Genomic DNA, 11,908 nt, shown 5'->3' with positions numbered 1-11,908 from the left:
AAGCGGGTCCCACTCCTCACCCAGATCAGTAGACCGGTGAGCCTTCGTTGGTGGTGCTCTTGGCCCCTCCGTACCCACGAATCAACGCCCTGCCCTTGGCTGCTTCCGCGTAGGCAAGGAACTCCTTAAGGGCGTCCTCGTCACCCTCGTAGGCCAGCCTGAGTAGGCCCCCTGGAGTAGTGCTCCCCTTCTCGTCGTTTACCTTCAGGAGGGTCTGCTTGGTCACGTAGTGAGCGGTCTTATTGCGCTCACCCCGTGGGATCATCCTGACCGTCTGACGGAGCGGAGAGGCGTCGGAACCGGTGTGGGCAGCCGCCTTGATCCAGCGCGCTACAAAGTCGGCCCGAAGGCGGCTCACGGCCTCTGCGGGCACCTTCTCGTGGAAGGTGAGGAGGAAGTGAACGTGGGGGTGCCAGCCCCTATCGCTGTAGGTGTGCTCCACCGTGACCGAGTAGCCGGAGATGCCGCGTCGTTTCTTGAAGCCGTCAAACCCGCCTGAGTCTGAGAAGCGATAGATGGTGGCAAGCAGAGCATCCCACTCCGGTCCAATCTCACCTGATGTGTGGGCTTGGGTGAATGTCACCATGGCCACGTCACCGGCAGCACGGAGCGAGTTCCTAAGAACTTTCTTACGCTCCGCAAGTCGGTTGACCGAACAGTTCACACAGCGATACGCGTTGTCGCAAACCCTTAGCTTCGACCGACCAACCACCCGGCTGCTGCCGCAACGGGTCACGGTGTCATGAGCAAGAAGGTTCTTTAGATACAGGTCTAGGGAGTACTGAGATGATGCTTCCCTCCCACTGTTCTTGATAAGGACTGGCTCCGGCAGGAACTGATCGAAGGAAACCCTGCGGGATGGTACAAAGCTTGATACAATAGATGTCATGGTCCCGACGCGGGGGAGGTAGAGGAACCCCGCAAGAAGGAACCATCGGTTTATCGCCTGTTGGGTGAAAAGGTCCCCGTCGTTTGAAGCGGGGACCTTTTCATCTATCCGCTAGTTCCTGCTTGTAAGTACGGCGCTGAGACCGTGGATCCAAAAGGAACAGTCGTTGGCTAGATTGCTCGTATGATCGACGACTCTCGCCCATGGCGCGAAGAACTCTCCCGCACGGCACGGCGTCTTCGCGCACGCAAGGACCAGACGCGTTGGACCGAGCGCTCTCACTACCTCGTGGAGAGAGACATCATGGTGGGTGCCTACGCCGTTCGGAAGCTGATCGACTCGGAGAAGACATCTTCACTCTTGTCAAAGAGACAAGTTCAGGTCGTTTCGTATCCCTTGGTGGGTCGTCGCCTCTACGCGATGACGAATGATCAAGTCGACAGGGCCTTTGACTTTGCGAGCCCGACCAACCGCACGCTGACGGTGGACGTTCTGTGCAACCAATTCGTTCATAGCCTCGTGTTCATGCTGGTGAAGGACGAGGAGACTAATGGCCTCGTTGGCATACTCGTCACGTCGGACAGGGCAAGCAAGACTTGGCTGCACAACGTGCCCTTAGATGCCGTTGCTGACCTTTTTGACTATGTAGCTCGGGAAGACGTGGTCAGGTCCAGGGGCTCCATGATCGATGGGGTCATCGTGACCATCCGCACTTCCCAACACGATGCCGTGGAGGCCCAGGAGGCAGAGTACTTGGACGAATCAAGAAGTGAGGTTCGTCCCTTCTACCCAGTACTGAATCTGCGTGATCTATCCCACTAAAGGCAAAGAAACGAAGAGGATCCACACCGTCAATAGGTGTTGGTCAGAGAGCTCGCTTTCATGGCGGCATCGAGATCGCCGCCCACGGCGGTCGTGTCTCCGATCGCGAGGCCCGGCAGGAGGCCGGCGCCGTTCCCCGGGAGCTGCCCGGAGGCCGCGGCGAAGTCGTGCCGGAGCCGGTTGGCCCAGTCCAGCCACCAGGGCGCCGTCCGGACCGGCTCCGGGCTGCCGCGCCCGAAGAGCAGGGCACTGGCCGCATCACCGGGGTCGGTGGCGGCCAGGGTGCCGGTGAGGCGGATCTCGTCACCGATGTCGAGGTCGGCCGGCTCGGCTAGCTCGGCTGGCTCGGTGCCGGCGGCATCATCCTCCGTACCCGTTGCGTCGACGAAGACCACGACCGGCACGGAGAGCCCGGTGATCGCGGTCGGCCCGGACTCCGTGCCGGCCGGTGCGTCACCATCCCGGGCGTCGAACCCGGTGAGGGTGGCCCGAAACCTCAACTGGGCTCCCCCGCCGAGAGCCGTGGTGCTGCTCGGCACCGGTGCGGACGAAACCGTGAGCTGCGCCTGCACCCGGCCCTGGTCGGCCGCGAGGGCGCGGATCGCGTCGGGCAACCGGTCCGGCGCCTGCACGGCCACGGCCAACCCGGCGAGGGCTGCCGCCGCGCAGCACACCGCGATGGTGCTTGCGAGCCCGGCCGGTGGGAACCGGTTCGCGCGGCGGAGGCGCGGGAGACCGGATGGCGCTCGGCGCCGGCCGGACCCGGCGGCCGGGCCGGCGGAGGCCACGGCAGCGGCGGCCAGAACTGTCACGGCGACGGCAGCGAGCCCGGCTGCGGCGACGGCCGCGTATTCGGGCATCGCCACCAACACGCCGGCAGCGGCCCAGCAGGCCGCAGCCGGCCAGACCAGGCGCAGGTCGATGGCGGAGCCACCCAGCCGGGAGCCGCCCAGCTGGATGCCGCTCACCCTGGTTCCGCTCATACCGTGACCAGGTCCTTGAGCGCGGCGAAGGTCTTGTCGCCGATTCCGGTGACATTGCGGAGGTCGTCGATGCTCGCGAAACGGCCCTGGGCGGCCCGGTAGTCGAGGATGCGTTGGGCCATCGCCGGCCCGATCCGCGGCAAGGTGTCGAGGTCGGCCACGGTCGCGGTGTTGAGGTTGACCTTCGCTGCGACCACGCTCCCGGTGCCGGCCGCTCCACCGGTGCCGGTGTCCGTCTGGCCGGCGACGGGTGCGCCCGGCGGAACTTCACCCTGCGCGGGCACGTAGAGCTGTTCGCCGTCGGCCACGAGCCTGGCCAGATTGAGGCCGGCTTCGTCTGCGGTCGGCAGCAACCCGCCGGCGGCGGCCACGACGTCAACCACCCTGGCGCCCTGGTGCAGTTCGAACAGACCGGGGTGGGCCACGGCGCCGAGCACGTGCACGAAGACACCGGGAACCTCCGCACCGGGCATCGCTGCGCCGGAGGACGGTGTGGCCGGCTGCCCGGTGGAGCCGGCCGAGGGAGCGATGAGTGCGTCGGGCTCGGCGGAGCTTTGGTTCGCCGGCACCTCGATGCTGTGGCCCACCTGGCCGATCGCCGTCACGGCGACGGTCACGCCCAACGCCACCAGCAGCAGGACTATCGCCGCCCCGATGCCGATGCGCATCCGGCTGCGGGTGGGCGCGCGAGCGGATGGCGCCAGGCTGCTGAACGGGTCGATGGCCATGCCGGCAGGCTAAAACCGGCCGCCCCGCTCACCGGCTCCCGGTGGGGAACCTGTGGCGGGGCGGCGTGCGGCCGGGCCTGTGGAGGCGGGCCTGCGTGCGGGTGGGGCCGCTAGGGCTTCGTGACGATGCTCACCAGGCGCGGTGCCCGCACGATCACCTTCACGATGCTGCGGTCGCCGATCGACCGCACCACGGCGGCCGAGGAGCGGGCGAGGGCCTCGAGGTCGTCGGTCGAGATCTTCGGCGGCACCTCCAGGCGGTCGCGCACCTTGCCGTCGACCTGCACGACGGCGGTCACCGATTCAGCGACCAGCAGGCTGCGATCGGCCTTGCGCCACTGCGCCAGCGCGACGCAGGGCTCGTAGCCGAGGCGTTCCCACATGTCTTCAGCGGTGTACGGGGCGAACAGGTTCAGGGCCATGGCCGTGACCTCTGCGGCCTCACGCACGGCGGCGTCACCGGCGCCCGCGCCGGTGTCGATCACCTTGCGGGTGGCGTTGACGAGTTCCATCATGCGCGCCACGACGACATTGAACTTGAACGATTCGATCAGCGACGGCGCGTCGGCCAGGAACCGGTGGGTGACCCGGCGGAGGGCGGCGTCGCCGGTCTTCCACTCCACATCCGGAGCGCTGGTGACGTCACGGGCGACACGCCAGGCGCGGGCCAGGAACTTTGCCGAGCCGACCGGGGACACGTCTGACCAGTCGATGTCGTCCTCCGGCGGGCCGGCGAACGCCATCGTTAGGCGCACGGCGTCGACGCCGAACTTGTCGACCTCCTCGGTGAAGTACACCAGGTTGCCCTTGCTCTTGCTCATCTTGGCGCCGTCGAGGATGACCATGCCCTGGTTGAGCAGCGCCGTGAACGGCTCGGTGAAGGTGACGTAGCCGAGGTCGAAGAGCACCTTGGTGATGAACCGGGCGTAGAGCAGGTGCAGGATGGCGTGTTCCACGCCGCCCACATACTGGTCGACGGGCGCCCACTTGTCGGCTTCCTTCGGGTCGAACGCCTTGGTGTCGTCGGTCGGGTTCAAGAACCGCAGGAAGTACCAGGAGCTGTCCACGAAGGTGTCCATGGTGTCGGCGTCGCGCTTGGCCGGGGTGCCGTCGATCGGGTTGGCCACATTCACCCAGTCGGCCGCACCGCCGAGCGGCGACGTTCCCTTGGGCTTGAGGTCGAGGCCGTCGGTGGGCGGCAGCAGCACGGGCAGCTGGTCCTCCGGCACCGGGATCTCGGTGCCGTCGGCGCCGTGGATGATCGGGATCGGGGTGCCCCAGTATCGCTGGCGGGAGATCAGCCAGTCGCGCAGCCGGTAGTTCTTGGTGGCACGCCCGGTGCCGTCGGCCACGAGCTGGTCGATCATCCGCTTGATGGCGTTGCTCTTGGTGAGCCCGTTCAGCGCGCCGGAGTTGACCAGGCGGCCTTCGCCGGTGAGCGCTGTGCCGGTCTTGGCCGGGTCGAGCGCGTCGGAGTCCAGGGCGGGCAGCTCTTCGGAGCCGTCCAGCATGCCCGGTGTGATGACCGGGATGATGCCGGTGACCGGCGCGGTGGTGTCCACGACGACCCGCACCGGCAGGTCGAAACGCAGCGCGAAGTCGAGGTCGCGCTGGTCGTGGGCGGGCACGGCCATGACGGCGCCGTGGCCGTAGTCGGCCAGCACATAGTCCGCGGCCCAGATCGGCAGGCGTTCGCCGTTGGCGGGGTTGATCGCGTAGCGCTCGAGGAAGACTCCGGTCTTCTCCCGGTCGGTGGCCTGGCGTTCGATCTCGGTGCTGTTCTGCACCTGCACCAGGTACGCGGCGAAGCGCTCGCGCACCTCGGGGGACGCGTCGGCGACGAGTTCGGCCGCCAGGTCGGCGTCGGGGGCGACGACCATGAAGGTGGCGCCGAAGAGGGTGTCCGGCCGGGTGGTGAAGACGCTGACCGGGGCCTCACGATCCTCGATGACGAAGTCGACGTCGGCGCCGATGGAGCGGCCGATCCAGTTGCGCTGCATGTTCAGCACCTTGGCCGGCCAGGTGCCCTCGAGCTGGTTGAGGTCGTCCAGCAGGCGGTCAGCGTAGTCGGTGATCTTGAAGTACCACTGGGTGAGCTTCTTCTTCACCACGACGGCGCCACTGCGGTCGCTGGTGCCGTCGGGCAGCACCTGCTCGTTCGCGAGCACGGTCTGGTCTACCGGGTCCCAGTTGACCCAGCTGTCCTTACGGTAGGCCAGGCCCTTCTTGTACAGCTGCAGGAACAGCCACTGGTTCCACTTGTAGTACTCGGGGTCGCTGGTGTGCAGTTCGCGGGACCAGTCGAATGACGCCGCGTAGAGCTTCATGCTCTTCTTCTGCTGGGCGATGTTGTCGTAGGTCCAGCCGCGCGGGTCGATGCCGCGCTTGATGGCGGCGTTCTCGGCGGGCAGCCCGAAGGAGTCCCAGCCGATCGGGTGCAGCACGTTGAAGCCCTGCTGGCGCCAGTACCGGGCGACGACGTCGCCGAGCGCGTAGACCTCGGCGTGGCCCATGTGCAGGTCTCCGGACGGGTACGGGAACATGTCGAGCACGTACTTGCGCGGGCGCTTGTCGTCGGGGTCACTCGTGCGGAACGGCTCGAGCTCTTCCCAGATCGGCGCCCACTTGGCCTGGATGGCGGCGAAGTCGTAGCCGTCTTCGTCGTCGGGGCCGTGCGACGGCGCGCTGTCGGCGACCTGGTCGGCGCCGCTGGACATGGTGTCGTGCTCGTGTGCCACGTGACTCTCATTCATTGTGGTGAGGCGGAGGCAGCGCAACGGAGAAACCCCGGTGGCGACGCCCAAGCTCCTAGGTTACTAAACCCGGGCCGTCTACCGGGCCGGTACGGCCGATGAGGCCAGCACGGCATCGATCAGGGCCCTGGCCTTGATCCGGGTTTCCTCGATTTCCTCGGCGGCGACCGACAGCGCGGTGATGCCGCCGCCGGTGCCGATCGACGCGCCGTTGGGGCCGAGCACGATGCTGCGGATGACCATGGCCAGGTCGACGGCGCCGTCCAGACCGAGGTACCCGAACGCGCCGGCGTAGACGCCGCGGTTGCCGGCTTCGAGGGTGCGGAGGATCGTCATCGCGCTCACCTTGGGCGCTCCGGTCATCGATCCGGCCGGGAAGCAGGCCTCGATGGCGTCGACGGCGCCGAGGCCGGGAGCCAGGTCGGCCTCGACGGTGCTGACCAGCTGATGCACGTGCGGGTAGCTCTCGACCTGCAGCAGCGCGGTCACGGCCACGGAGCCGAGCGCGGCGACCCGGCCGAGGTCGTTGCGCATCAGGTCGACGATCATCAGGTTCTCGGCGCGTTCCTTGTCGCTGGCGAGCAACTCTGCGCTGAGCATCCGGTCGCCGGCCGGGTCGGTGGAGCGCGGCCTGGTGCCCTTGATCGGCCGGGTGCGCAGGCGCCCGGCGGTGCTGACCGAGAGGAACTCCTCCGGTGACGCGCTCAACAGGGCGTGCTCACCGAACCGGAGCAGTCCGCCGTGGTGGCTGGGGCTGCCCGCCCGCAGCCGGCGGTAGACCTCGGTCGGCAGGAAGCGGCCCGCGATGGTGACCTCGTTGGTGAGGCAGAGCTGATAGGCGTCACCGGCCGCGATGCGCTCCTGGCAGGCGGCGATCAGGCGGGCGTATCCATCGGTGTCGTGCCGCCAGTGCACGGCGGACGGGGAGACCGTGGCTGCCGAATGGGTCGCCGCCGACGTGGGCGCGACCGGAGCGAGCGGGGCGGCGGCCAGGAGCCGGCTGGTGCGGAGCGCCCACGTGTCGAGGTCGGCGTCCGGGTCACCCGGCAATCCCCCGCCGGGTGCGTCGACCATGAGTAGGGTCACGGTGCGGGCGGCGTGGTCGAAGGCGATGGCGCGGTCCACGAGCAGGAACGCGGCGTCGGGGGCGGCGCCAGGCGCGGCATCGGGGGCGGCACCGGTAGCCGTCGGCTCCCCCGTTGCCGGGGTGGCGGCGTTGTAGCCCAGCCAGCCCACCCAGCCCAGCCTGAAGCCGGCATCGGAATCGGGATCGATGCTGCCGGCCGGGGTCTCCGGTAGCTCCGCCCGGAGGAGGTCGAATACTGTGCCGGGAGTCGTGACCGGAACGTCGCCGTCGGCTAGCGGACGCGACCGGGTCACGGTGCCCGTCCGGGCCGAAGCGCTGACGAACTCGGAACCGCTGTGCGCGGCGGCGAGGTAACTCACCCCCGTGGTCGCGCCCTCACCCGCGTCCAGCCAGACCGCATAGCCCGCCGTGGCATAGAGCAGGTCGAAGGCGACGGCAGGCTCGATCCAGCCGGGTACGGGCAGGGAACGCACCGGGAGACCCTGGGTCGGTGAACGGGGAGGGAACGGCACGCGTCCAGCCTAGGGCGGCGGCCGGGATGGTTCCGCGGGATTCGCTTCAGCGGCCTAGGCTGGGCGGGATGAACGACGTACTCAACGCCATCCTGGGCGCCGTCGCGTCCGTCGACCCGGTACTGCGCACCCTGCTGGCCGGGTTCGGCATGCTCCTGGAGACGTCGATCCTGATCGGCCTCGTTGTTCCGGGCGACACCATCGTGATCGTGGCCAGCACCGCCGTGTCCGGGCCGGTCGAATACCTCGGCCTGGTGCTCGCCGTGATCCTCGGCGCACTTGCCGGCGAGAGCATCGGGTTCTACCTCGGCCGTCGGTTCGGGCCCTGGATCCGGCGCAGCTGGCTGGGCCGGCGGATCGGTGAGAAGAACTGGGTGGGCGCGGAGCGTTACCTCGCCCGCCGTGGCGGCATCGCGGTGTTCCTCTCCCGTTTCCTGCCGGTGCTGCACTCGGTGATCCCGCTGACGGTGGGCATGAGCCGGATGCGGTACCGCACCTTTCTGGCCTGGACGGTGCCGGCCTGTGTGGTCTGGACCCTGGCCTACGTCAGCGTGGGCGCCGCGGCGGCCGGGGGCTACCGCACCCTGTCCGACCAGTTGCACTTCGCGGGCTATCTGTTCGTGGGGGTGATCGCGGCGTTCGCGCTCGCCGTCGTGCTGGTCAAGCGTTGGCTGAAGCGCCGGGAGGCCCGGTTTCTGGAGCACGAGGCACCGCCGGAGTAGCCCGGCCGACCGACCGGGTGTCCTGGCGTCAGGCAGTCGGGGCGGTGAGGGTGAGAGTGTGCGTGAGCAGCTCGGCCGGCACCGGGGTGTGCGAGATGAGCAGCACGGCACGACCGGCGTCGCCGGCGGCAGAGAGGATGTCCCGCACGAGGGTATCGCCGAGACCGGCATCCACGTTGGCGGTCGGTTCGTCGACGATGAGCACCGGGAAGTCGGCGAGCAGCGCCCTGGCCAGGGCGATGCGTTGCGCCTGGCCGCCGGAGACCAGCGCGCCGCGCTCCCCCACCCGTTCGTCGAGGCCGCCGCGGCTCTGCACCCAGTGGGCCAGGCCGACCCGGTCGAGCACGTCGAGCAGGTCGGCGTCGGTGGCGGTCTCCCTGGCGAAGAGCAGGTTCTGGCGAATGGTGTCGTCGAACAGCCAGGGCCGTTGCTCGCACAGTCCGACGACGCGGCGCACCTGGGCCGGGGCCAGGTCACGCGCTTCGACGCCGTCGATGCGGTACGAGCCGGTGTAGTCGAGGAAGCGCACCAGGGTCTGCGCCAGGGTGGTCTTACCGGCCCCGCTGGCGCCGGCCAGGTGCACCCGGTCCCCGGCGGCCAGGCGGAGGCTCACCCCGGCAACGGCAGGATGCGTCGCGCCGGGCCAGCTGGCACCGAGACCGTCGAGTTCGATCACGATGGTGCCGGAGGACAGGGCGGGTGCCGCCACGACCGCGGTGTCGTGCCGGCAGTCGGCGTCGAGGGCGGGCTCTGCCGGAATCTCGGCGGGCACGCCCTCTGGCACGGCCGTCGCGACCCGTTCGGCGCTCGAGCGCACCTGGCGCCAGGCCGACAGGGCCGGCGGGATCATCGCGAAAACCTCGAAAACCGCCATGGGCACCAGCACGACCACGGCGAGGGCCGGTCCGCTGAATCCATCGGTGCCCAGTGCCGGAATCGCGGCGATCAGCGCGAGCACCGTCGCGGAGCCGGCGCAGAGCGAGATCACGGCGGCCTGCACTCCGGCCCCGGTGGAACGCCTCAGGCTCGCCCGGCGGAGGCGGTCTTCCACCAGCCGGAGCCTGCGTAACCGGTCGTCGAGCGCGCCGAACGCTGTGAGCACGTCGAGGTTCTCCACCACTTCGAGCACGTCGTCGGCGAGGGCGCCGCGGAGGGGGGCCAGGGCGCGTTCCGAACGCGCCGACAGCGCGGTGGCGACCAGGGTGCCGACGACACCGGCGACGACGAGGCTGAGCAGCAGTGTCAGGCCGGCAGCGGGAAGCACCAACCAGACGCCCACGACGCTGAGCGCGGCGACCAGGCCGGAGGTGGCCAGCGGCTGCACCACCCGCAGCGGCAGGTCCTGCAGGTCGTCGACGTCTCGCACCAGCCGGGTGAGGAGGTCACCGCGCCGGGTCTCCGACAAGCCGGCGGGGGCGAGCGGCAGCAGCCGGGCGAAGATGCCCAGCCGCAGGGCGCCGAGTTGACGGAAAGCCGCGTCGTGGCTGAGCAGCCGTTCGAGGTATCTGAAGGCGGAGCGGGACAGGGCGAAGGCGCGCACGCCCACAACGGCGACGCCGAGGAACATGATCGGCGGCATCTCGGCGGCCCGGGTGATGAGCCAGGCCGAGCAGGCCAGCAGCGCGACGGCGCTGGCCACGCTGGCGACGCCGGCGGCGAGGCCGGGCAGGCTTCGCCGAGCGGGCGGCTGGGCCAGCCGGAGTACGGCCCGGCCGGCCGGCGAGGGCAGCCAGGCGGCGCGGCTGGTCGCGTGCCGTACCGTGGTGGGTTCAGACATGCGCGACCTCCTTCAGCTGCACGACCCGGTCGGCTGCGGTGAGGAAAGCCGGGCGGTGGCTGACCACGATCACGATGCGGCCCTGGGCGGCCAGTGTCGCGAGCCCCCGGATGAGGGCGTCCTCGGCGTCGGTGTCGAGGGCGGAGCTGGGTTCGTCCAGCACCAGCACCGGGGTGTCCAGGGCCAGGCAGCGGTAGATGGCCCTGGCCGCGGCGACCCGCTGCGCCTGCCCTCCGGAGAGGCCGGCGCCGTTCACGCCGAGGTGCAGCGTGGGATCGAGGTCGCCGGCGCCCGCCCAGGTGAGGGCGGTGGCCACGAGGTCGTCGTCGACGGTGGCGGATCCCAGGGTCACGTTCGTGGTGACACTGCCGGAGAACAGGCCGGGGCATTGCCCGGCCCACGCCAGCCAGGTGCGCGAATCTCCCGGCGCAATGAGGCCGCCGTCCAGCCAGAGGGCGCCGTCGAAGGGCACGAAGCCCTGCAGGGCACCGATCAGGGTCGACTTGCCCACACCGCTCGGTCCGCTGATCACGCTCAGCTGCCCGGCAGAGAACTCCTGGCTGAAGCCGTCGATCGGCGTCGCCTCGCCGCGGTGCACCGTGACACCGTCGAAGCGGAGCACGCCGGCACGGGTGGGCAGGGTGGGCAGCCCGGCGGGAGCTGTCGCGACGGGCCGGACATCGTCATCCTCGAGGATCGCGAAGACCTCCTCCGCGGCGGCGAGACCGTCGGCCGCGGCGTGGAACTGCGCGCCCACCTGGCGCAGCGGCAAAAAGGCCTCCGGCGCCAGGAGCAGCACGAACAGGCCGACACCGAGCAGCAGCGAGCCGTCGACGAGGCGGATGCCGATGGACACGGCGATCAGGGCGACGGAGAGGCTGCCGGCCAGTTCGAGCACGAATCCGCTGAGGAAGGACACCCGCAGCACCTTCATGGTGCGGCCGCGGTACTGGTCGGTGAGGTCGGTCAGCCGGGCGGCCTGGCGGCGGTCCCTGCCGAAGATCTTGAGGGTGGCCAGACCGCCGACCACATCGAGGAATCCGGTGGACAACCGTTGCAGGGCATCCCACTGCTGGCGCTGCACGACCTGGGTGGCCTGGCCGATCAGGATCATGAAGACCGGGATGATCGGCAGCACGATGATCACGGTGATGCCGCTGGCCGGATCTTGCCAGAGCATGAGCAGCACCAGGATCGGGGTCGCGATTGCGGTGAGCAGCAATTGGGGCAGGTAGCGCGCGAAGTAGTTGTCGAGGGCGTCGAGGCCGCTGGTGATGACGGTGGCCACCCGGGCGTCCTGCTGGCCGGCCAGCCAGTCCGGTCCGCGCTCGGCCAGGCGGTCGAGCACGGCGCTGCGCAGCTGGCTCTTCACCGCGGCAGCGCCGCGGTTGGCGGCGACCTCGAGCAACCATACGATCACCGCGCGAACGACGACCACCCCGGCCAGGGCCGCGATCGTTCCGCGGAGCCGAGCGAAGGACTCGCCGTTCACCGCGAGGGTGATGCTCTGGCTCAGCAGCCAGGCGAAAGCGATGATGGCGAGGGTCTGGGCCAAGCCCAGTACCGCGCCGACAAGGAGGAACCAGCGCGCGGCGGAGGCGTGCTTGAGGAGCCGTGGATCGAGGGGACGCATCC

Annotated in this window: 9 protein-coding genes; 2 read left to right on the top strand and 7 right to left on the bottom strand. The window is 69.3% G+C overall.

The annotated features are described in order from the left end of the window. Positions 1-25: 25 nt before the first annotated feature. A complete protein-coding gene (locus CTB96_RS20345) occupies positions 26-889 on the bottom strand; it encodes a hypothetical protein (protein WP_146215811.1) in 864 nt (287 codons plus the stop codon). Between the two features lie 183 nt (positions 890-1,072). Between CTB96_RS20345 and CTB96_RS12190 the strand changes: the two genes are divergently transcribed. Further along, positions 1,073-1,711 carry a hypothetical protein gene (locus CTB96_RS12190; protein ID WP_110127160.1) on the top strand — a complete coding sequence of 213 codons (639 nt, stop codon included), beginning with the start codon at positions 1,073-1,075 and terminating at the stop codon, positions 1,709-1,711. Positions 1,712-1,740: 29 nt separating this feature from the next. Here CTB96_RS12190 and CTB96_RS12185 read toward each other — a convergent pair whose 3' ends face one another. The 4 genes from CTB96_RS12185 to CTB96_RS12170 all read right to left on the bottom strand — a co-directional run bounded on the left by CTB96_RS12185 (position 1,741) and on the right by CTB96_RS12170 (position 7,774). Further along, positions 1,741-2,694 (bottom strand): hypothetical protein, encoded by a 954-nt coding sequence (locus CTB96_RS12185; protein ID WP_110127159.1) that lies wholly within the window; start codon positions 2,692-2,694, stop codon positions 1,741-1,743. Continuing rightward, on the bottom strand, positions 2,691-3,422 hold the full coding sequence (locus CTB96_RS12180; protein WP_181397249.1) for a ComEA family DNA-binding protein: 732 nt from the start codon (positions 3,420-3,422) through the stop codon (positions 2,691-2,693). Before CTB96_RS12180 ends, CTB96_RS12185 begins: the two co-directional genes overlap by 4 nt. A gap of 110 nt (positions 3,423-3,532) precedes the next feature. Further along, the gene (gene leuS / locus CTB96_RS12175; protein ID WP_110128464.1) at positions 3,533-6,139 is read right to left on the bottom strand and encodes a leucine--tRNA ligase; all 2,607 of its coding nucleotides are present in this window, start codon (positions 6,137-6,139) and stop codon (positions 3,533-3,535) included. Positions 6,140-6,253: 114 nt separating this feature from the next. Continuing rightward, positions 6,254-7,774 carry an anthranilate synthase component I family protein gene (locus CTB96_RS12170; protein ID WP_110127158.1) on the bottom strand — a complete coding sequence of 507 codons (1,521 nt, stop codon included), beginning with the start codon at positions 7,772-7,774 and terminating at the stop codon, positions 6,254-6,256. Between the two features lie 68 nt (positions 7,775-7,842). Here CTB96_RS12170 and CTB96_RS12165 point away from each other — a divergent pair, with 68 nt between their 5' ends. Continuing rightward, on the top strand, positions 7,843-8,496 hold the full coding sequence (locus CTB96_RS12165) for a DedA family protein (protein WP_110127157.1): 654 nt from the start codon (positions 7,843-7,845) through the stop codon (positions 8,494-8,496). Between the two features lie 28 nt (positions 8,497-8,524). Here the strand turns inward: CTB96_RS12165 and cydC are convergent, their stop codons facing one another. Further along, the gene (gene cydC / locus CTB96_RS12160; RefSeq protein WP_110127156.1) at positions 8,525-10,273 is read right to left on the bottom strand and encodes a thiol reductant ABC exporter subunit CydC; all 1,749 of its coding nucleotides are present in this window, start codon (positions 10,271-10,273) and stop codon (positions 8,525-8,527) included. Beyond that, complete coding sequence (gene cydD / locus CTB96_RS12155; RefSeq protein WP_110127155.1) at positions 10,266-11,906, bottom strand: thiol reductant ABC exporter subunit CydD; 1,641 nt, start codon at positions 11,904-11,906, stop codon at positions 10,266-10,268. Before cydD ends, cydC begins: the two co-directional genes overlap by 8 nt. Between the last annotated feature and the right edge of the window lie 2 nt (positions 11,907-11,908).

Origin of the sequence: Cryobacterium arcticum, assembly GCF_003185895.1 — a bacterium.
Classification (GTDB): Bacteria; Actinomycetota; Actinomycetes; order Actinomycetales; family Microbacteriaceae; genus Cryobacterium; species Cryobacterium arcticum.
This window is presented reverse-complemented; position numbering and strand designations above follow the sequence as displayed.